Below are 20,116 nucleotides of genomic sequence, written 5' to 3'. Positions count from 1 at the left end.
GCGCATCCGTATTTCCATGGCCCCATGAACGACGACACCCGCTTCCTCTCCACCGTCACCGACCGCCTCGCCACCCTCCCCGGCGTCCGGGGCGTCACCCTCGGCGGCTCCCGGGCGCAGGGCGCGCACCGGCCGGACAGCGACTGGGACATGGCCGTGTACTACCGTGGCGCGTTCGACCCCGCCGACCTGCGTGCCCTCGGCTGGGACGGTGAGGTGTCCGAGATCGGCGGCTGGGGCGGCGGTGTCTTCAACGGCGGGGCGTGGCTGACCGTCGAGGGGCGCCGGGTCGACGTCCACTACCGGGACCTCGACGTCGTCGAGCAGGTCATGGCCGACGCGGAGGAGGGCCGGTTCCGGGTCGAGCCGCTGATGTTCCACCTGGCCGGGATCCCGACGTACCTGCTGATGGCCGAACTGGCGGTCAACCGGGTCCTGCACGGCGAACCGCCCCGCCCGGCGGGCTATCCGGCCGCCCTGCGCCGCACCGCCCCCGAACGCTGGTACGGCACCGCCACCGCCACCCTCGCCTACGCCAGGTCGGGCCACGCGCCCCGGGGCTCCGTCACCCAGGTCGGCGGAGCCATCGCCCTCGCCGCGACCCAGACCGCCCACGCCGTGCTGGCGGCGCGGGGGGAGTGGGTCACGAACGAGAAGGGTCTGCTGAGGCGGGCGGGCCTCGACGGGGTGGACGGCGTCCTGTCCGGACTCGGGCCCGGCCCCGAGTCCCTGGCTGACGCGATCGCCCGGACCGAGGGGCTGCTCGGCAGGGCGTACCGCGCGGCGGGTTGACCGGCGACCACCGGCGAACGGGGTCGCGGGGGCGGCGGGCGTAACCGCGTCGGTTTCCCGCTGTCACCGGCCCCGTTTACCCTGGTACCACCACGATCCCAGCCCGGCCACCGTCGTCCGAGGGCGTTCCGCCTCGACGACAGGAGTGTTGCTTGCCGCGCCGTGTGATGTCCGTTCTGCCCTCGTTGCCGCCGCTTCCGCTGTGGCTCGCCCATGCCCTGCGGGCCCAGCGTGGGCCCGTGCCCTGGAGCGCGGTGACCCGGGGGGCGCTGGCGGCCGGGCCGTTGTTGCTGGTGGCCGTGGTCGTCGGGCGGCCCTCGGCCGGGGTCGTGGCGGCCGTCGCCGCGATGCTCGCCGGGATCAACGACCGGCCCGGCGGGCGTCGGGTCTCCGTGCAGAGGATCGGGGTGCCCGCGGTGGCGGGGGCCGTGGGGATGCTCGTTGGAACGGCCGCCGGGGCGGGGCTGGGAGCCGTCTGGCTGGTGGGGGTGTTCACCGGGCTCGGGCTGATCGCCGGTGGGGTGAGCGCCGTGGGGCCCGTCGCCTCGGCGGCCGGGACGCAGGTGCTGGTCGCCTCGGCCGTGGGCGCGGGGATGCCGTTGCCCGAGCCCGGGTGGGCGCGGGCGGTCGCCTTCCTCGCCGGGGCCGGGTGGCTGCTGGCGTTGCGGGTGGCGCTGCCCACGCCGGGGTCGTTCGGCGCGGGCGCCGGTGACTACCGGTTCGACGGGGAGCGGGACGCCGTAGCCGCCGTGTACGACGCCATCGCCGCTCTGCTCGACGCGGCCGGGACCGGGCACGCCACCGCCCGGCGGGCCGCGCTGACCGCCGCGCTCGACCAGGCGCAGGACGTCCTCGCCGGGCCCCGGCTGCGGCGGTACGCCAGCTCCGCGGCCGAACGGCGGCTGCACGCGCAGTACGCCGCCGCGCTGCCGCTCGCCGAGGCCGCGACCGCGCTGGCCTGGGCCGGGGACGCCGTATCCGCGCGGGCCGCCGAGGGGCCGCGGCGGCTGGCGGCTGCCGTGCGCGGGAACACGCACACCGGTCCGCTGCCCGCGCCCTGCCGGTCCGTGCCCGCGCTGCGCGCCCTCGACGACGCGCTGCTGCACGCCGCCGAGGCGTTCGACCAGGCGGACGGCGGCGATCTGCACAGTCGGCGGCGGAGCGGGCGGGAGCTGGCGCGGACCGTGTTCGGCGGTGGCGGACGCGAGTACGGGGTGCGGGTCGCCCTCAGTTTCGGGGCCAGCGGCGCCGTCGCGCTCGGGCTGTACCACGCGCACTGGTACGGGCAGCACACCCACTGGTACTGGCTGCCCGCCACCGCCGTCTTCCTCGTCAAGCCCGACCTCGGGCCGCTGGCCTCGCGGGTGCTGTGCCGGGCCGCCGGGACCGTGCTCGGCGCGCTGCTGTTCGCCGCCCTCGCGGCGGTGCTGCCGAACCCGGCGGGGCTCATCGCGCTCGTCGCCGTCAGCGGGGCGCTGATCCCGGTCGCCACCCGGCACTTCGCCGCCCAGACCGCCGTCGTCACCGTGCTCGTGCTGGCGCTCGTCATGGTCGGCGGGGAACCGCAGGCATCCGTCAGCCGGATCGGGGAGACGCTGCTGGCCTGCGCGATCGTGCTGGTCGTAGGCCACCTGCCGATGCCGGGGCGGCGGGGCGGGACGGTGCGCGCCCGGCTCACGGCGGCGGGCCGTGCCGCGTACGCCTACCTCTCCCATGTCATGGACCAGCCCGACGACCGCGCCCGCCGCTGGACGCTGCGCCGCGACGCCTACCGGGCGCTCGCCGAGGCCCGTACCGCCATCGCGCTCGGCGCCGCCGAACTGCCCGCGCTCGCCCGGCACACCGAGGGCGCCGACCGGATCGCCGTACTGCTCGAACGGCTCGTCGACCCCACCACCGCCTGCGCCGTGCACCTCGACGACACCGGGCGGCTCACGCCCCGGCACGCGGAGCGCCTCGCCGGGCTGCTGGCGGAGCTGGCCGGGCTGACGGACCTGCCGGGAACCGTCGACCTGCCCGGCGCCGACCGTCGTACGTTGAGCGCATGACGTCTTCTCACGCCGATCTCATCATCAGCGGATGCGCCGTCCTCGTCCATGACGAGCAGGGGGAGGTGGGGTTCCGGGAGGACGCCGCCGTCGTGGTGCGGGGCGGGGTGGTGGAGGCCGTCGTCGACGCGGAGGACAGCGCCGGGCTGGCCGCCGTCGAGCGGATCGACGGGCGGGGGCAGGTCGCCGTGCCGGGGCTCGTCAACTGCCACACCCACGCCCCGATGGTCGCGCTGCGCGGGGTCGCGGAGGACCTGCCGACGGAGGAGTGGTTCAACGACGTCGTCTGGCCCATCGAGTCCAACCTGGCCGCCAGGGACGTCGAACTCGGCGCGCGGCTCGCCTGCGCCGAGATGATCCGCGGGGGCGTGACCTGCTTCGCGGACCACTACTTCGCCATGGACACGGTCGCCGCCGTCGTCACCGAGTGCGGGATGCGGGCCCACTTGGGCGAGGCGTTCTTCTCCTCGCAGGGGGCACAGGGGCGCGAACGGTCACTGGAGTTCGCGTTACGGCACCGGGGGGCGGCCGACGGCCGCATCACCACCGCGCTCGCGCCGCACGCCCCCTACACGGTGGACGACGCCGACCTCGCCGCCACCGCCGACCTCGCCCGCGAGTACGGACTGCCGGTGCATCTGCACGCCGCCGAGAACCGCGACCAGACCGACGCCAGCCTCGCCCGCCACGGACGGACGCCGGTAGAGGTGCTGGAGCGTGCCGGGCTCCTCGGCGTGGACCTGCTGATCGCCCACGCCACCGGCATCGACGCCGACCGCGACCTGCCCGTGCTTGAGCGGGCCGGCGGGCGGGTGGCGGTGGCGACCTCGCCGCGCGGCTACCTGAAGTTCGGCTGGCCGGGGACGACGCCCGTCCGCGCGCTCAACGCCATCGGGATCCCCGTCGGGCTCGCCACGGACGGCGCCGCCTCCAACAACTCCCTCGACGTGTGGGAGTCGATGGCGCTCACCTCCCTGGTGCAGAAGTCGGCAGAGGGCGACCCCCGGTGGCTGACGGCCCGGCAGGCGCTGCACCACGCCACCGTGCAGAGCGCCCAAGCCGTCGGGCTCGGCGACAGCGTCGGACGGATCGCGCCGGGACGGCGGGCCGACCTCGTCCTCGTCGACCTCAGCGGCCCGCACACCCAGCCCGTGCACGACCTCGCCGCCACCCTCGTGCACAGCGCCCGCGCCGCCGACGTCCGCACGACCGTCGTCGACGGGCGGATCCTGATGCACGACCGCGAACTGCGCACCCTCGACGTGCCCGCCACCGTCCGGGAGCTGGAGGAGCGGCTGCCCGCGCTGCTCGACCGGAGCCATGGGCGGCGCATCCAGGAGTACGACACCTGACACGGCGTCTCCGGGGTTCGCGGGGCCCGCGCGAAGAAGTTCGCGCGGCGGCGATGAGTTCCGACGCGTCCTCCGGTCACCATCCGCAACGGGACCGTCGCACTGGAGGGCGTATGTCGCTGCCGGAGATCGTCTCGCGCGCGAGGTGGCGCAGGGCGCGCGAGGAACTGCTGGTCAAGGAGAAGGCGGCCACCCGCGCGCGGGACGCGCTCAACGCCGAACGGCGCGGGCTGCCCATGGTCGAGGTCGAGGAGGAGTACGTCTTCGAGGGCGGCGACGGCAAGGCCAGCCTGTTCGACCTCTTCGAGGGACGGCGGCAACTCGTCGTCTACCACTTCATGTTCGCCCCCGAGTGGGACGCGGGCTGCCGCAGCTGCTCCGCGTTCCTGGACCAGGTCGGCCATCTGGCCCATCTGCACGCGCGGGGCACCTCGTTCGCGGCGGTCTCCAGGGCGCCGTACACGAAGATCCTGCCGTTCAAGGCGCGGATGGGCTGGACGGTGCCCTGGTACTCGTCGTACGGCACCGACTTCAACCAGGACTTCGGGGTCACCCTGGAGTATGAGGGCGAGCTGACCGAACGGCCGGGGGTGAGCTGCTTCCTGCGGGACGTCGACCGGGTGTTCCACACCTACTCGACGTACGAGCGCGGGCTCGACGGGCTCGGCTCCACCACGAGCTTCCTCGACCTGACCGCACTGGGGCGGCAGGAGGAGTGGGAGGAGCCCGAGGGGCGCGCGTCGGCCTTCGGGGCGCCTGCGGGCAGTGAGCGCCTCCGTTATCACGATGAGTACGAGGAATGATGCGTACGGTGGTTATCGGGGGCCCAGTGTCGCGGCATCCTCACTCCGCGTGGTGAGCACGTGTCAACTACGTCTCAGTAGCGTCACCGCGCGAGGCGTTCCCCTGCCGGAGGGCGTTAACTCCTACGAGGAACGACGTCTTCTGGAGGTGCAGGGTGGTGAACGGGCGAACAGTGCTCGAACGCTTTCCCGCGGGCGGGCCGAGAGGATCCTGGCCCGCGGAGGAGTTCGCACACGCGCGGCGCCTGGAAGGGCTCCCCGCCGAGGTGGTCATGGACCTCGCCACGGACACGTTCCTGGTGATCGTGCGCGGCGGTGACGTGACCGACTGACGGGGCTCAGCTCGGCTCGGGCGTGGGCAGCGGGTCGGTCACGGCCGTGGTGAACTGGCGCGCCTGGAGCGAGTACAGCTCCGCGTAGACCCCGCCGCTGGCCAGCAGGTCGTCCGGGGTCCCGGACTCCACCAGCCGCCCGTGGTCCAGGACGTGCACCAGGTCCGCGTGGCGTACGGACGCCAGCCGGTGCGTGATCAGGACCACCGTCTGGCCGGTGCCCGCCAGGGACCGGATCTTCTCGAAGACCTCCAGTTCGGCACGGGCGTCGAGGGCCGCCGTCGGCTCGTCCACGATCAGGAGGCTGCCCTGGCGGTACGCCGCCCGCGCGATCCCCAACCGCTGCCACTGCCCGCCCGACAGCGCGTGCCCGCCGCTGAAGTGGCGGGCCAGCAGGGTGTCCAGGCCGCGCGGCAGGTCCGCGATGACGGCCCCGGCGCCCGCCTCCCGCACCGCCGACGCCAGCCTGTCCTCGGTGAGCGGCGCCGAGGAGCGGCCCACGGCCACGTTGACCCGCGCGGTGAACGGCCAGCGCTTGAAGTCCTGCGCCACCATCGCGACCCGCTCCGCCAGCCGGTGCCGGTCGGCGGTCGCCGCGTCGACGCCGTCCCACAGGATCCGGCCCCGGTCCGGGGTGTAGAGCCCGGCGAGCAGCTTGACCAGGGTGGTCTTGCCCGAGCCGTTCTCACCGACCAGGGCGACGATCTTGCCCAGCGGGATGGTCAGGGTGACGTCGTCCAGGGCAGGGCGGCGGGGTTTCCCCGCGGTGGCCGCACCGGTGCCGTCCCGCGGCCGCTCACCCGGGTAGGTGAAGGTGACGTTCTCGAACCGGATCTCGCGCGGGGCGGCGGGCAGGGCCGTCCCGCCGACCGGGACCAGCCGGTTCGCCGCCTCGCTGTGCAGTTTTTGGAGGTCGCCGACGAACAGCGCCTCCTCGTGCAGCGCGTTCACCTCGACGACGAGCGTGTCCAGGTTCGCGGAGCCGGTGCGGATGGCGATCACCGCCGTACCGGCGACGGCCAGCGCCATCGAACCGGTCAGCAGCAGCCCGCCCAGGGTGGCGTACGTCGCCACGGTCGCCAGGCCCGTCCACAGCGCCGCGATGAGGCCGGTACGGGCGGCGAGCCGGGCCAGCCGGGCCTGCTCGGCCTCCGCCGTCTCCGACATCGACCGGTAGTGCCGCAGCAGGAACGGGCCCACCCCGTGCACCCGGATCTCCGGCGCCGCCTCCGGCTCGATCAGCAGCGAGCCGATCAGCCGTGCCGCGCGCTCGTGCTGCACCCACGCGTGGAACGACTCGTAGCGCCGCCGCGCGATCGTCAGCGCGCTCCACGCGCTCGGGAGCGTCATCGTCACCAGCAGCGGCAGCAGCGCCGGGTGCAGCACGGTCAGCACGCTCGCCGCCGCGACCAGCGAGATCAGGGCGTTCACCACGCGGGTGGCGTACGAGATCATGCGGCGGGCCGAGGCGGCGCCGTACTGGGCGGTGTCCAGCAGCTTGTGGAAGACGTGGTCCTCGATCGCGGACAGTTCCACCGTCGCCGCCCGCTCCAGGTACTGCTCGGTCGCCACCCGCTCCACCTTCGGCTCCAGCCGCCCGGTGGCGTAGGTCGACAGGGCGCGCAGCAGCGCCGACAGCAGGGCGACGGCGGCCACCGTGGTGAGGGCGGGGGCCGCGCCGCGCAGCCGGTCCTCGATGGGGCCGCCCGCGAGCAGGCCGCCCAGGACGCTGTTCACCGCGAGGAGGCTCACCGCCTGGGCCGCGCCCCGCGCCGTCTCGGCGGCGATCACGGTGCGGGTGGCCCGCCGGTCGGCCTGCCGGGCGAGCCCGAGACTGGCGGTGAGCAGGCCGGGCAGCCGGGTGATCATGGCACGGAAGTTCAGTTCGAGGAACGCGTCCGTGTGCTGGTTCCAGCCCATGTCGTAGCGGAGCGGGCCGCCGAAGAGCAGGCGCTCGGAGTCGGAGACCCGGGGCTGGTCGGGGTCGTCGCCGCGTTTCCTGCCCCGTGCTGTTCGCCGGGTGCCCGGTGTGCCCAATGGGGACCTCCCCCGCATTCACGTCGGCCGTGGGTGGACGGACGGCCACTATCGCGGGGTGGCTCGGTGACGGGGAGGGCGCGCACGGGGGGAGGGGCGGGTGCGCGGGCGTACGCCGTGGGGCGGGGGTGCCGTACGGGGTGGTTACGCGCTGATCGGGCGGGACCAGGTCGGGGTGGCGCCCATGGCCTGGCAGAGGGCCAGGTAGAGGGGTATCGGCGGGGTGTACGGAACCGTGCCGTCCGGTCGGTGGATGAGGCGCGTGTCGTCGGGGACGAGAGCGCCGGTCACGTACCGGGCGGGTGCGGGCCAGTCCATGGCGTAGTCGGAGTCGGAGGGCACGAGCCACCACCAGTGCGCCTCGTCGGCGTAGACGCACCCGAGCCGGGGCAGCCGGGGGGTGATCAGCGGTCCGAGACGGGCGGGTACCGCCACCGCGTCACAGCCCAGGGGGGCCGTCATGCCGTCCGGTACGGAGAGCCGCCGGGGCGGGTGCACGTCGGGGGTGCGCTGTCCGCGTCCGAGGCGGACCAGCGTGTCCAGGCTCAGCAGAGGACCGCCGCGGGGGGCAGCCGTCATGGGCGGTGCCTTTCTGCTGGGTGCTGGTGGGACGGGGAGTGCGGCTCGGGTCGGTGGTGCGGGAGGGGGTGGTGGTCGGTGCGGTGGTCGATCCGGTGCTCGGCGCGGTCGGCGCGGTGCTCGGGCCGGTCGGGCCGGTGGTCCAGCCGGTCGCCTCGGTAGTCAACCCGGTCGCCCCGGTCGCTTCTGTGGTGAGCGGGAGGGCGGGGGCTCGGGGTGCCGTGGGCGGAGGGGCCGGGGGCGTCCCCGCCGGGTATGGAGGGGCGGGGCTCGGGGGAGACCCCGGTGCCGCCGTGCGGGGACGGGTGGGCTCCGGTCCCGCCCTGGGGGGCGGGGTCCGTGTCGTCCTCCTCGTCCGAGCCGCCGGACCCGCCCGGCTTGGGGCGGGCGCCCCAGCCGAGGTCGTTGCTGGGCTCGTCCGTGTACGCCCCGCGGGGCAGCTCGGCCCAGACCAGCAGGCCGGGGCCGTGCTCCAGGGCGCCCCAGGCCCGGCACACCGCGTCGACGAGGAGCAGTCCCCTCCCGTGCTCCTCCTCGGGCCGGCTCGGCGACGGGTGGGGCTCGCCCGGCGCGCATCCCTCGTCACGCACGGCTATCCGCACCAGGTCGTCGCAGTCGCGCAGCTCGCACACCACGGTCGTGCTCGCGGTGTGCACGATCGCGTTGGTGACCAGCTCGGACACGACCAGGGCCGCCGTGTCGCAGGTGTCCTCGCACACCGACCAGCCGGTCAACCGGGCCCGTGTCAGGCGTCTGGCCTGTGCGGGTGAGCCCGGATGGGCGGCTAGCTCGAAGCGGAACCGGCGCTCGGAAGGGGTCCCGGCGGGGCCGGCTCCCGGGTGGGCGCCGAGGCTGGAAGAGCCCATGGCGGCGTCTGTTCCTAAGGGCGCGGACGGAATCACGCTTGCCACTATCTCCCCGTCGGGAACACTTGGCAAGTGTCACTATGAAAAATGCAGAGTGCTGTGTGACGTAGTGGAAGGGCGTGGCACACTGCTCGCAACAGCACGTCGAACGGCGCCACTTGGGATCGCCGGGGGTCTGGCCGAAGGTGTCCGATCGGTCCGGTTTCATGGGAATCCGGCCGGATGAACCGGATGTGTATGAGGTCAGTTCCTCGAAAAGGTCTTCGAATGGCGCCGTCGGGCTGTGTGGAAATCCCTGCTGGAGGTGGAGCGTGAGTGAACCGCGGTCCGCGCCGACGGTCGGCCAGGTCGTCCTCGGCCGGCGCCTGCTGGACCTGCGGGAACGCGCGGGTCTGAAACGTGAGGAGGCCGCCCGTGTGCTGCGGGTCGCCCCCGCCACGGTGCGACGTATGGAGATGGCCGAGGTCGCCTTCAAGATTCCTTACCTCCAACTTCTCCTGAAGGCCTACGACGTTCCCGACGACGAGGCCGAGGCCTTTGTCCAACTGGCCGAGGAGGCCAACAAACCCGGTTGGTGGCAGCGCTTCCATGACATCCTTCCCGGCTGGTTCTCGATGTACGTCAGCCTGGAGGGCGCCGCTGTCCTGCTGCGCAGTTACGAGCCGCACTTCGTGCCGGGACTGCTCCAGACCGAGGACTACGCCCGCGGTGTCCTGACCTCGGGCGCGATCGGCCAGGCGAACCCCGAGGACATCGAGGGGCACGTCGCCCTGCGGATGCAGCGGCAGGCGCTGCTCACCCGTGAGGACGCGCCCCGGATGTGGGTCGTCATGGACGAGACCGCGCTGCGCCGTCAGGTCGGCGGTCCCGACGTGATGCGCGCCCAGATCGACAAGCTGCTCGACGTCGCCGAGCTGCCCAACGTCACGTTGCAGGTCATCCCGTTCAGCTCGGGACCGCACCCCGGCACGTACGGGCCCTTCGTCCTCTTCCGATTCGCCATGCCCGAACTGCCGGACATGGTCTACAGCGAGTACCTGACCGGCGCCGTCTACCTCGACGCGCGCTCCGAGGTGGCTACCTACCTCGAGGTCATGGACCGCATGGCGGCACAGGCCGCTACGGCACATCGCACGAACGAGATCCTCCGGGATCTCCGCAAGGAGCTGTAAATGGAGCGCATCAAACCGCGCATACGTGTCTACAACGGAATGCCCGCGCGGGACCTGGGGAGCGAGGGCTGGCACAAGCCCTGGAGCGGGGGCAACGGCGGCAACTGCCTGGAGGCGATGAAACTCGCCGACGGCCGGATCGCCGTCCGCCAGTCCACCGACCCGGACGGTCCGGCGCTGATCTACACCACGGACGAGATGACGGCCTTCATCGAGGGGGCCAAGGCGGGAGAGGCGGACTTCCTGTTGTCCTGATCCTTGCCCCTGATTGTTGTTCAGCCCCCTCCCGCAAGTCCCGTACGTTGGTACTGAGTTGATCATTAACTGCTTGAGACCCTTATGGAGTGCGTCATGACCGGGCAGCCCCACGTCGAGATCGACACCAGCAAGCCGCATCCCGCGCGGATGTACGACTGGTACCTCGGCGGCAAGGACAACTATCCCGTCGACGAGGAGATGGGCCGTCAGATGCTGGCCCTCGACCCGCGCGTGCCGGTGATGGCGCGGGTCAACCGGGCCTTCATGCACCGCGCCACACGGTGGCTGGCGGGGCAGGGCGTACGGCAGTTCCTGGACATCGGCACGGGCATCCCGACCGAGCCGAACCTTCACCAGGTCGCCCAGCGGGTCGCCGCCGACGCACGCGTCGTCTACTGCGACAACGACCCGATCGTGCTCGCCCACGCGGCGGCCCTGCTGCGCAGCACGCCCGAGGGTGTGACCGAGTACCTCCAGGCCGATGTGCGGGACCCGGCGGCCATCGTCGAGGGGGCGAGGAAGGTCCTCGACCTCAGCCAGCCGGTGGCGCTCTCGCTCATCGCGCTGCTGCACTTCGTCTCCGACGAGGACGGCGCGCACGAGCTGGTGAACCGGCTGCTGGCCGAGCTGCCCTCCGGCAGCTACCTGGTGATGACCCACGCCACCGCCGACTTCTCGCCCGAGGAGTCGGAGGCGGCGACCGCGAAGCTCAAGGCGGCGGGCATCACCCTCGCCCTGCGCTCCCGCGCCGAGTTCGCCCGCTTCTTCGACGGTCTCGAACTGGTCGAGCCCGGCGTGGCGATCGTCCCCGAGTGGCACCCCGAACTGGGCGAACCGGTACCGGGCCAGGAGGAGAAGGTCATTCCCGGGTACGGGGCGGTGGGGCGCAAGCTCTGAAGTCCGTACCGGGCGTGTTCGACCGGCGGCGGATCTGGCGCACCTCGTGTGTCCGGCCCGCCGCCCCTTCGTAGGGGCCGCTGTCGGTCGTCCGCCCCAGTCGGGTCGTCCGGTGATCGGCCGGGGTCACACAGCCAGGGGCCCGTCATACGGCCCGATCGGCGCCGGGAGGTGCGAGCCGCCCGTCAGATGGCGGTCGACGGCCGCCGCCACCGCGCGTCCCTCCGCGATCGCCCACACGATCAGCGACTGCCCGCGCGCGGCGTCCCCCGCGACGAACACGCCGGGCACCTCGGTGGCGAAGGAGGCGTCCCGGGCGATCGTGCCGCGCGGGTCGAGCCGCAGGCCCAGCTGGTCGACCAGGCCGTCCGTCCGGTCGGGCCCGGAGAAGCCGAGGGCGAGGAGGACCAGGTCGGCGGGGAGCGCCCGTTCGGTGCCGGGCCGGGGCTGGCGCCGGGCGTCCACCTCGACGAGATGCAGCGCCCGCACCCGCCCGTCCGCGTCGCCGGTGAACCGCAGCGTCGACGCCGCGAACAGCCGTGCGTCCGCGTCCGCCACGGGTGCCGTACCCAGCTCGCGCGCCTCCTCGTGCGCGGCCGACAACCGGTAGATCCGGGGGTACGTCGGCCAGGGCTCGGCGTCCTCGTCGCGCTCCGCGCCCGGCTGGGCGTAGATGTCCAGTTGAGTCACGGACGCGGCGCCCTCCCGTACGGCGGTGCCCAGGCAGTCGGCGCCGGTGTCGCCGCCGCCGACGATCACCACGTGCTTCCCGGCGGCGGACATCGGGGAGCTGTCGAGGTCCCCCTCACCCACCCGGTTGGCCAGCGGCAGGTACTCCATCGCCTGCTGGACGCCGGTCAGTTCACGCCCCGGCACGTCCAGTTCCCGCCATGCCGTCGCCCCGGTGGCGATCACCACGGCGTCGTAGCGTGACCGCAGCTCCTCGGTGCCGACGTCCCGGCCGACCGCCGTCGACGTACGGAACTTCGTCCCCTCGGCACGCATCTGCTCCAGCCGCCGCTCCAGCTGGTGCTTCTCCATCTTGAACGCCGGGATGCCGTAGCGCATCAGCCCGCCGAGCCGGTCGTCCCGCTCGTACACGGCGACCGTGTGCCCGGCCCGGGTCAGCTGCTGCGCCGCGGCGAGCCCGGTGGGGCCCGACCCGATCACCGCGACCGTCCGTCCGCTCAGCCGGTCCGGCGGCCGGGGCGGTGCGAACCCCTCCTCCCAGGCGCGGTCGGCGATCGCGCACTCGACGTTCTTGATGGTGACCGCGGGCTGGTTGATGGCGAGCACACAGCCCGCCTCGCACGGCGCGGGGCAGAGCCTGCCGGTGAACTCCGGGAAGTTGTTCGTGGCGTGCAGCCGGTCGCTCGCCTGCCGCCAGTCCTCGCGGGAGACCAGGTCGTTCCACTCGGGGATCAGGTTGCCCAGCGGGCACGCCTCGTGGCAGAACGGGATCCCGCAGTCCATGCAGCGGTCGGCCTGCTTGCTGATGATCGGCAGCAGCGCCCCCGGCACGTACACCTCGTCCCAGTCCCGGACCCGTTCCCCGACGGGGCGTCGGGGCCAGTCCTGGCGGGGGGTGGTCATGAAACCCTTGGGATCGGCCATGGCCGTCTTCCTACGTCTCCCGTGCGTACGCCCTTCTCCCGGCGCGCACGCGCACCCCGGCCGTTCACGCCACCGGGCGGCACACTTTCGGCCACGATACGTCGCTTCAGGCAGGGGCGCAGGGGGTGGGCCAGCGGTTGCCGGGGGAGGGCCCCTGCCCGCGGGCCACCATCAGTGCGGGCCCGGTCGGGCCGCGCGGCATCATGGCCGGGTGCGACTCGAAGCGATCACCTGGGAACGGCTCGGCGACCGGCTCGCCGAGCGGCTGCTCGACCTGGAGGCGGCCGACGGCGGGCCCTGGCCGCGGGTCGCCTTCGACGGCGCCCCGGCGGCGCGCCCCGGCGATCTCGCCGCCCTGGTCCACGGGGCGCTGCGGGTACGCGGCCGTCCCTCACTCGTCGTCGGCACCGAGGGCTTCCTGCGCCCCGCCTCACTCCGCCTCGAACACGGCCGCCAGGACGTCGACTCCTACTACGACGGCTGGTTCGACACCGGCGCGCTGTGGCGGGAGGTGTTCGGCCCGCTGGAACCGGGCGGCGACGGCCGGATCCTGCCCGACCTCAGGGACCCGGTCACCGACCGTGCCACCCGCAGCCCCTACACCCGGCTCCCGCCCGGCGGTGTGCTGCTGCTCCACGGCCCGCTCCTGCTGCGCCACTGGTTCCCCTTCGACCTGTCCGTCCATCTCCTCCTCTCACCGGGCGCCCTGCGCCGCCGCACCCCGGAAGCCGACCACTGGACCCTCCCCGCCTTCGAACGCTACGAGCACGAGACCGACCCCGCCGCCACGGCCGACGTCCTGGTACGGGCCGACGATCCCCGCCATCCGGCGTGGCGCGGCTGACCTGGCCCTGGGGCCTGACCTGGCCTGGGGCCTGACCTGGCCTTCGGGGAGGCTGACCGGCCGCCCTTGGCCTTAGCGCGGGGCCGTTCCCGTCGCGTCTCCGGGTGCGGGCCCCGCGGGGCGCGGCGAGAATGAGGGGCGCCGGGACTGCCGGGACCAGCGGTGCCCTCCGTACCGCGCCGAGCGTCCGGCTGCAGGAGGTACGCCATGACCACAGCCGCGGACATCATGCACCGGGGAGCCCAGTGGATCCCCGCCCATGAGACCCTCGACCGCGCCGCCCAGCTGATGCGCGACCTGGGCGTGGGGGCCCTGCCCATCAGCGACGAGGACGAGCGGCTCTGCGGCATCCTCACCGACCGCGACATCGTCGTCGGCTGTGTGGCGATGGGCCACGACCCCGCCAGGGTCACCGCGGGCGAGATGGCCCAGGGCACCCCCCGCTGGATCGACGCCGACGCCGACGTCGGCGAGGTGCTCCGCGAGATGCAGTCCCACCAGATCCGCAGGCTCCCCGTCATCCGGGACAAGCGACTCGTCGGCATGATCAGCGAGGCCGACCTCGTCCGGCACCTGTCGGAGGACCAGATCGCCTCCTGGGCCGGACGCGTGTACGCCGAGAGCGCCTCCCGCTGACCCTTCTGGCGCCCTGCCCCCACCGCCCGCCGACGGGTGCGCTCACAGCCAGCCGTTGCGCCGGAAGCCGCGGTACAGCGCCAGACAGGCCACGGCTATGACCCCGAGGACCAGCGGGTAGCCGTAGCGCCAGCCCAGCTCCGGCATGTGGGCGAAGTTCATGCCGTACACCCCGCAGACCATGGTCGGCACCGCGACGATCGCGGCCCACGCCGTGATCTTCCGCATGTCCTCGTTCTGCGCCACCGTGACCTGGGCGAGGTGCGCCTGGAGGATGGAGTTGAGCAGTTCGTCGAAGGCGGCGATCTGCTCGGCCGCCCGCAGCTGGTGGTCGGCGACGTCGCGGAAGTACGCCTGTATCTCCGGGTCCACCACCCGCATCGGCCGGTCGGCGAGTTCCAGGAGGGGACGGCCGAGGGGGACCACGGCCCGCTTCAGTTCGAGCAGTTCGCGTTTGAGCTGGTAGATGCGGCCCGGGTCGACCCGCTCGCCGTGCTCCGCGAAGACGTCCGTCTCCACCTGGTCCATGTCCGCCTGCACGGCGTCGACGACGTTGAGGTACTCGTCGACGACGTGGTCCGCGATGGCGTGCAGCACGGCCGAGGGGCCCTTGGCGAGGTGCAGGGGGTGCGACTCCAGCTCCTCGCGCACCGGGCCGAGCGAGCCGTGGTGTCCGTGCCGCACCGTGACCGCGAAGTCATGGCCGAGGAACACCATGATCTCGCCGGTGTCCACCACCTCGCTGTTCGCGGTGAGTTCCTCGTGCTCGACGTAGCAGACCGTCTTGAACACCGCGAACAGCGTCTCGCCGTAGCGCTCCAGCTTGGGGCGCTGATGGGCCTCGACCGCGTCCTCGACGGCGAGCGGGTGCAGGTCGAACTGCTCGGCGATGCCCGCGAACTCGTCGTTCGTCGGCTCGTGCAGCCCGAGCCAGACGAATCCGTCGTCGTTCTTGCGCACCTGCTCCACCGCGTCGGCGAGATCGCCCTCGACGGGGACCCGCGCCCCCTCCTCGTACGCCACGCAGTTGACCACCGAGGAGCCCAGCGGGGAGCGGGCGGGGTGGCTCAGGTCGACCCGGCGCCGTCGCCTGGTCAGCCGCGCCACCTTCCGCAGGCCGCCGACCGCGCCGAGGCCCCTCACCTTCCGCAGATTCCCTGCCATGGACATCCGGTACTCCTCGCATGGTCCCCCGTGACGCGTTTCCGCGCCCTGTCGTGTCAGTTTGCCAGCCGGGCAAGGGCGGTGGGGAAGCCTGTGGGTAGGGCACGTTCCGCTTGGTTCCCGCCTGTGGACAACGGGACGTCACCTCCCCGGATGCCCTGCCATCGCCGTACATCTCGTCGTACCGGAGCGTCACCCACTCCCGGCAAGACGGACAACCGGGATGATCGCGGCATGATGCGAACTGATGGCCATCTCCTCGACGACCGGCAGGCCGCGGCGGTGGCGCGCTCCGACGCCCTCGCCGTCCTTGCGCCGCGCTGGAAGCCGCGACGATCCGTCAGTTCCGGGACGAGTTGGTCACCGCGGGCTTCGGCACCGGCCAGGACATCGACCGCCACCTGACGCATCTCGCCTCCGGGACGCTGGACCTGGCCGTCGCGCCGATGATCTCCGCCTGGGGGCGCAGGGCCTGACGGGTGGGCCGCGGCAGGGGCGTAGGGGGCGGCTCGGCGGCAGAGGCTTACGGCGGCGGTCGTCCTGGCCGCTGTCAGGTGCCCTGCGGGGCGCCGCCCGGTGGTCTGCCGCCCACCCGCGTCACGGCCAGGGCGCCCGCCCGGCACCCTTCGGCCGCCGCGTCCCGTGGCCCTGCGCCCGTGAGCAGCGCGGCGAGGAAGGCGCCGGTGAAGGCGTCGCCCGCGCCCGTGGTGTCCCGTGGCACCGCCGGGAGGGCGGGCACCCGGGCGCACACGCTCCCGGAGCGGGCGACCAGCGCGCCCTCCGCCCCCTGTTTCACGACGACCAGCGGGACGTGGCGGCTGAGCTTCGCCGCCGCGTCCGCGGCGTCGGGCAACCCCGTGACCAGGCACGCCTCGTCCCGGCTCGGCAGCAGTACGTCCACCCCGGCGACCAGCTCCAGGAACCGGTCGACACCGAGTCGGGTCAGGAACCCGGCCGACGCCGGGTCCAGGCTCACCGGCACGCCACGCGCGCGTGCCGACTCCAGCGCCGCCGAGAACAGCGCGCGGCTCGGGTCGGAGAACAGCAGGTAGCCCGAGAGATGCAGCCGCGCCACCCCGTCGAGCAGGGACGGCGACCAGTCGCCGGGCTCCAGCCGCAACGACGCGCCGCTGTCCGTGAGGAACGTCCGCTCGGCCGCGGCACCCGTGTCCACCAGGCAGATCACCGTGCCGGTCGGCGCCACCGGGTCGACGACCAGCCGCGCCCGCACCCCGGCGGCGGTCAGCTCCCGCTCGTGCCACGCCGCCGCGTCGGCCCCCACCCGGCCCAGCAGCCGGACCTCCGCGCACCCCCGGTGCGCCGCCCAGCACGCCACGTTGGCGCCCGCGCCACCCGGCAGCGTCCGCACCGAGGCGGCGGTGTCGGTGCCCGGCGCCAGCGGCCCCCGGTGCCGGGCCACGACGTCCGTCACCACATCCCCGACGACCAGTAGCGCGGCGCCCCCGCCCCCGGTCACACTCCGGTCCCCGTCCCCGGTCACACCCCCGCCCCCGTCCCCGCTCGCGTCCCCGTCGTCGTCGCTCACCCGTCCGTCCAAGCCGCCGCGATCCGCGCCGCCAGCCCTACGTTGCCGCGCACCGCCGCCAGATTGGCGGCCAGGGAGGCGCCGTCGGTGTGCCGTACCAGGTGGTCGAGGAGGAACGGGGTGACCGCCTGGCCGGTGACGCCCTCGCGGTCACAGGCCCGGAGTGCCTCGTCGAGCACGCGCGCGTGCAGCTGAGGGTCCAGTTGCTCCGCCTCCGGCACCGGGTTGGCCACGATCAGCGCCGACTCCGGCCCGCCGAGCGCGTCCTGCGCGCGCATCACGTCCGCCACCTCCCGCGGTGACCGCAGCGTCCAGTCCACCGGGTGCCCGGAGTCCGAGAGGTAGAAGCCGGGGAAGCGGTCGGTGCCGTACCCGGCGACGGCGACGCCCAGCGTCTCCAGCCGCTGCAAGGTCGCCGGGACGTCCAGGATCGACTTCACGCCCGCGCACACCACCGTGATCCGCGTCCGCGCGAGCAGCCCCAGGTCCGCCGACTCGTCCTGCGTCACCGTCCACTGCCGGTGCACCCCGCCGAGGCCGCCCGTCGCGAACACCCGCACCCCGGCCAGCGACGCGAGCAGGGCCGTCGCGGACACCGTCGTGGCGCCGCTCGCCCCGCCGGCCACCGCCAGCGGCAGGTCGCGGTGGCCCAGTTTGCGGATGCCGCCCTCGTTGGCGATCCGCTCCAGTTGCTCCTTGTCCAGGCCGACCCGGGGCCGCCCGTCCAGCACGGCGACCGTCGCCGGTACGGCGCCCTCCCGCCGTACCACCTCCTCCAGCTCCAGCGCGACCTGGAGGTTGCGCGGGCGGGGCAGCCCGTGCGCGATGATCGTGGACTCCAGGGCCACCACGGGCCGACGCGCGTCGACCGCCTCCCGCACTTCCTCGGACACCACCAGCGACACGGGCGCCTCCTGTCTGTCGGTCTTCCCTCATCCCTGGCGGGCGGCGCGCCCGGTCAAACCCTTGCCGTCGGTGCGGGACCCCACCAGCCTTGGAGGCATGACGGACAACACGACACGACTCGACCATGTCGTCCTCTGGGTGCGCGACCCCCTCGCCGCCGCCCGCTTCTACGAGGAGGCGGTCGGTCTGGAGGCGCTCGGGGTCACCGAGTACGCCGCGGGACAGGTGTCCTTCCCCTCGGTGCGCCTCAACGAGGAGACGATCCTCGACCTCGCGCCCCTGACCATGGCGCCGCGCATGACCATGGTCCCGGGAGCCGTCGAGAGCGCCGGGCACCCCGTGAACCACGTCTGCCTGGCGATGCCGGAGGACAGGTTCGACGCCCTCCGAGCCCGGCTGGCGGAGCGGTCCGTCCCCGTCTCCGGGATCTCCCACGACCTCCTCGGCGCCCGCGGCACGGCGCGGCGCAGCTTCTACTTCCGCGACCCGGACGGCAACGTCCTCGAAGTCCGGCACTACGGGTGACGCGTGCGCCGCGACCGGCCTCAGAAGAGCGGCTGCGGCAGCACACCCTCCAGGGCCAGCAGCGTCCGCTTGGCCTCCAGACCGCCCCCGAAGCCGCCGATGCCGCCGTCGCTCTCCACGACCCGGTGACAGGGCACGACGACCGGCAGCGGATTCGCGCCCATCGCCGCCCCGACCGCCTGGGCCGCGCCCGGCTGCCCGACCCGCCCGGCCAGATCGCCGTAGCCGACGACCGCGCCGAACGGCACCGAGGCGGCCAGCTCACGCAGCACCTGGCGGTTGAAGCCGGAGATCAGCGCCCAGTCCAGCCGCAGCTCGAAGTCCCTGCGCGCCCCCGCGAAGTACTCCTCGACCTGGCGTATCGCCTCGGCCAGCGGCGGCACGCCGGGCTCCTCGACGGGCTCGCTGCCCAGCCGCGCGGCGAGCCGGTCGAGCGCCTGCTCGCGCACCCGGTCCGTGGCGTGGAACACGACGTTGACCAGGCCCTGCCGGGTGGCGGCCAGCAGCAGGGGCCCGATGTCGGTACCGACGACGGCCCAGACCACCTGCGGCTCGTCCCGCTGCTCGTACTGCCCATCGCTGTCCATGTGCCCCACCGTACGGCCCGGCACTGACAACGCCGCCCGGCCACGGGAGGGTCGCGGGACGCGAGCGGTCTCCCCGGTGTGGTCACCGGGGCGGCACAAGTGGGGCAAGGCCGTGTCTCTTTGCCGGAAAATCGTTCGACCTCTCCGGCCGGGGTCATACTCTTCGCCTCAGTCCCGGGCGTTCGGCGGTCCTGGGAGGGGGCGCACATCAGGAGATCTCGGGGCGCGAGACGGCGGAAGGACAGCCGCGTATGCAAGGCACGGTCGACGGATTCAGCTACGGCCTCGTCACCCCGCTGGTGGCCTTTCTCATGGCCTGTCTCGGCGGTGCCCTCGGTCTGCGGTGCACCACCAGATCCATGCTGGTGACCCGCTCCTGGCGGGCCGGCTGGCTGGCCCTCGGCTCGGCGGCGATCGGCTCCGGCATCTGGACCATGCACTTCATCGCGATGATGGGCTTCACCATCGAGGAGGCGCCGATCAGCTACGACAAACCGCTGACGTACGCCAGCCTGGGCGTCGCCATCGTGATGGTCGGCGTCGGGATCTTCATCGTCGGCTACAAGGGCGCGCGGGGGACCGCCCTGTTCACCGGGGGCACCGTCACCGGCCTGGGCGTCGCCACCATGCACTACCTGGGCATGGCCGGGATGCGCTTCGACGGCACCTTCGAGTACAACACCCTCACCGTCGCCGCGTCCGTCGTGATAGCCATGGCCGCCGCCACCGCCGCCCTGTGGGCCGCCGGACAGGTCAAGGGGTGCCTGTGGAGCGTGGGCGCCAGCCTCGTCATGGGCGTGGCCGTCTCCGGGATGCACTACACGGGCATGGCCGCCCTCAGCGTCCACCTCCACGGCGCCTCCGCCGGCTCCGGCGTCTCCGGTGACTCACCCGCGGCCCTGCTGGCACCCCTGCTGATCGGACCGCTGGCCTTCCTGTGCCTGGCCGGTGTCGTGATGCTGTTCGACCCGCTGCTGGTCATGGGCAAGCCCGTATGGCCCCTCATCGAGGAGAAGCCGGGCGTCCCGGCGCGCCCCGCCGTCTCGCACTCCGGGCACCGCCGCCCGCTGCGCCCCCGCCGACCGGCCGGCCAGCGGGGCTCACGCAGCCCGCAGAACCGCTGATCCGGGCCGGTTGTCAGTGGTGGGTCGTACGGTG

Annotated in this window: 20 protein-coding genes and 1 pseudogene; 13 read left to right on the top strand and 8 right to left on the bottom strand. The window is 73.4% G+C overall.

The features are described from left to right. Positions 1 to 24 precede the first annotated feature (24 nt). The 5 genes from ABZ659_RS05705 (at position 25) to ABZ659_RS05685 (ending at position 5,327) form a co-directional block, all read left to right on the top strand. Positions 25 to 792 carry a nucleotidyltransferase domain-containing protein gene (locus ABZ659_RS05705; RefSeq protein WP_360213806.1) on the top strand — a complete coding sequence of 256 codons (768 nt, stop codon included), beginning with the start codon at positions 25 to 27 and terminating at the stop codon, positions 790 to 792. 167 nt (positions 793 to 959) lie between these two features. After that, positions 960 to 2,840 carry an FUSC family protein gene (locus ABZ659_RS05700; protein WP_360213981.1) on the top strand — a complete coding sequence of 627 codons (1,881 nt, stop codon included), beginning with the start codon at positions 960 to 962 and terminating at the stop codon, positions 2,838 to 2,840. Beyond that, on the top strand, positions 2,837 to 4,192 hold the full coding sequence (locus ABZ659_RS05695; RefSeq protein ID WP_360213804.1) for an amidohydrolase: 1,356 nt from the start codon (positions 2,837 to 2,839) through the stop codon (positions 4,190 to 4,192). Before ABZ659_RS05700 ends, ABZ659_RS05695 begins: the two co-directional genes overlap by 4 nt. 113 nt (positions 4,193 to 4,305) lie before the next feature. Continuing rightward, positions 4,306 to 4,995 carry a DUF899 domain-containing protein gene (locus tag ABZ659_RS05690; protein WP_360213802.1) on the top strand — a complete coding sequence of 230 codons (690 nt, stop codon included), beginning with the start codon at positions 4,306 to 4,308 and terminating at the stop codon, positions 4,993 to 4,995. Between the two features lie 158 nt (positions 4,996 to 5,153). Continuing rightward, positions 5,154 to 5,327, top strand: a complete 174-nt coding sequence (locus tag ABZ659_RS05685; RefSeq protein WP_360213800.1) for a hypothetical protein — start codon at positions 5,154 to 5,156, stop codon at positions 5,325 to 5,327. Between the two features lie 6 nt (positions 5,328 to 5,333). Here the strand turns inward: ABZ659_RS05685 and ABZ659_RS05680 are convergent, their stop codons facing one another. The 3 genes from ABZ659_RS05680 to ABZ659_RS05670 form a co-directional block, all read right to left on the bottom strand. Then, positions 5,334 to 7,247 carry an ABC transporter ATP-binding protein gene (locus ABZ659_RS05680; RefSeq protein WP_360213979.1) on the bottom strand — a complete coding sequence of 638 codons (1,914 nt, stop codon included), beginning with the start codon at positions 7,245 to 7,247 and terminating at the stop codon, positions 5,334 to 5,336. Positions 7,248 to 7,508: 261 nt separating this feature from the next. Continuing rightward, the gene (locus tag ABZ659_RS05675) at positions 7,509 to 7,943 is read right to left on the bottom strand and encodes a hypothetical protein (RefSeq protein WP_360213798.1); all 435 of its coding nucleotides are present in this window, start codon (positions 7,941 to 7,943) and stop codon (positions 7,509 to 7,511) included. Continuing rightward, positions 7,940 to 8,809, bottom strand: coding sequence for an ATP-binding protein (locus tag ABZ659_RS05670; RefSeq protein ID WP_360213796.1), 870 nt, complete (start codon positions 8,807 to 8,809; stop codon positions 7,940 to 7,942). The genes ABZ659_RS05675 and ABZ659_RS05670 overlap by 4 nt, the downstream gene beginning before the upstream one ends. Positions 8,810 to 9,120: 311 nt before the next feature. Here ABZ659_RS05670 and ABZ659_RS05665 point away from each other — a divergent pair, with 311 nt between their 5' ends. From ABZ659_RS05665 to ABZ659_RS05655, 3 genes are all read left to right on the top strand, one after another. Continuing rightward, the gene (locus ABZ659_RS05665) at positions 9,121 to 9,981 is read left to right on the top strand and encodes a helix-turn-helix transcriptional regulator (RefSeq protein ID WP_360213794.1); all 861 of its coding nucleotides are present in this window, start codon (positions 9,121 to 9,123) and stop codon (positions 9,979 to 9,981) included. After that, positions 9,982 to 10,236 (top strand): DUF397 domain-containing protein, encoded by a 255-nt coding sequence (locus tag ABZ659_RS05660; RefSeq protein ID WP_360213792.1) that lies wholly within the window; start codon positions 9,982 to 9,984, stop codon positions 10,234 to 10,236. It begins immediately after the preceding gene. An 84-nt stretch (positions 10,237 to 10,320) separates the two neighbouring features. After that, on the top strand, positions 10,321 to 11,136 hold the full coding sequence (locus ABZ659_RS05655; protein WP_360213790.1) for an SAM-dependent methyltransferase: 816 nt from the start codon (positions 10,321 to 10,323) through the stop codon (positions 11,134 to 11,136). A 126-nt stretch (positions 11,137 to 11,262) separates the two neighbouring features. Here ABZ659_RS05655 and ABZ659_RS05650 read toward each other — a convergent pair whose 3' ends face one another. Then, entirely contained in the window at positions 11,263 to 12,750 is a 1,488-nt protein-coding gene (locus tag ABZ659_RS05650) for a glutamate synthase subunit beta (protein ID WP_360213788.1), read from the bottom strand. Between the two features lie 211 nt (positions 12,751 to 12,961). Here ABZ659_RS05650 and ABZ659_RS05645 point away from each other — a divergent pair, with 211 nt between their 5' ends. Both ABZ659_RS05645 and ABZ659_RS05640 read left to right on the top strand, forming a co-directional pair. Beyond that, entirely contained in the window at positions 12,962 to 13,594 is a 633-nt protein-coding gene (locus ABZ659_RS05645; protein WP_360213786.1) for a uridine kinase, read from the top strand. Positions 13,595 to 13,801: 207 nt separating this feature from the next. After that, positions 13,802 to 14,230, top strand: coding sequence for a CBS domain-containing protein (locus tag ABZ659_RS05640; RefSeq protein WP_360213784.1), 429 nt, complete (start codon positions 13,802 to 13,804; stop codon positions 14,228 to 14,230). 42 nt (positions 14,231 to 14,272) lie between these two features. Here the strand turns inward: ABZ659_RS05640 and ABZ659_RS05635 are convergent, their stop codons facing one another. Next, positions 14,273 to 15,400, bottom strand: coding sequence for a magnesium and cobalt transport protein CorA (locus ABZ659_RS05635; RefSeq protein ID WP_360213782.1), 1,128 nt, complete (start codon positions 15,398 to 15,400; stop codon positions 14,273 to 14,275). Between the two features lie 305 nt (positions 15,401 to 15,705). Between ABZ659_RS05635 and ABZ659_RS05630 the strand changes: the two are divergent. Further along, a pseudogene (locus ABZ659_RS05630) lies at positions 15,706 to 15,870 on the top strand (SAM-dependent methyltransferase); the annotation flags it as partial. Positions 15,871 to 15,944: 74 nt separating this feature from the next. On the opposite strand, the gene ABZ659_RS05625 reads toward ABZ659_RS05630, so the two are convergent. Continuing rightward, positions 15,945 to 16,871, bottom strand: a complete 927-nt coding sequence (locus tag ABZ659_RS05625; RefSeq protein WP_360213977.1) for a sugar kinase — start codon at positions 16,869 to 16,871, stop codon at positions 15,945 to 15,947. Positions 16,872 to 16,936: 65 nt separating this feature from the next. Beyond that, positions 16,937 to 17,845, bottom strand: a complete 909-nt coding sequence (locus ABZ659_RS05620) for a pseudouridine-5'-phosphate glycosidase (RefSeq protein WP_360213780.1) — start codon at positions 17,843 to 17,845, stop codon at positions 16,937 to 16,939. A 97-nt stretch (positions 17,846 to 17,942) separates the two neighbouring features. On the opposite strand from ABZ659_RS05620, the gene ABZ659_RS05615 reads away from it, so the two are divergent. Continuing rightward, positions 17,943 to 18,371 carry a VOC family protein gene (locus tag ABZ659_RS05615; protein WP_360213778.1) on the top strand — a complete coding sequence of 143 codons (429 nt, stop codon included), beginning with the start codon at positions 17,943 to 17,945 and terminating at the stop codon, positions 18,369 to 18,371. 20 nt (positions 18,372 to 18,391) lie between these two features. On the opposite strand, the gene ABZ659_RS05610 is transcribed toward ABZ659_RS05615, so the two are convergent. Further along, positions 18,392 to 18,958: a methylated-DNA--[protein]-cysteine S-methyltransferase gene (locus ABZ659_RS05610; protein ID WP_360213776.1), complete on the bottom strand. Its 567-nt coding sequence runs from the start codon at positions 18,956 to 18,958 to the stop codon at positions 18,392 to 18,394. Between the two features lie 251 nt (positions 18,959 to 19,209). On the opposite strand from ABZ659_RS05610, the gene ABZ659_RS05605 reads away from it, so the two are divergent. Further along, the gene (locus tag ABZ659_RS05605; RefSeq protein ID WP_360213774.1) at positions 19,210 to 20,082 is read left to right on the top strand and encodes an MHYT domain-containing protein; all 873 of its coding nucleotides are present in this window, start codon (positions 19,210 to 19,212) and stop codon (positions 20,080 to 20,082) included. Positions 20,083 to 20,116 lie beyond the last annotated feature (34 nt).

The sequence above is a fragment of the Streptomyces sp. NPDC006997 genome (assembly GCF_040635175.1).
In the GTDB taxonomy this organism is placed as follows: Bacteria; Actinomycetota; Actinomycetes; order Streptomycetales; family Streptomycetaceae; genus Streptomyces.
This window is presented reverse-complemented; position numbering and strand designations above follow the sequence as displayed.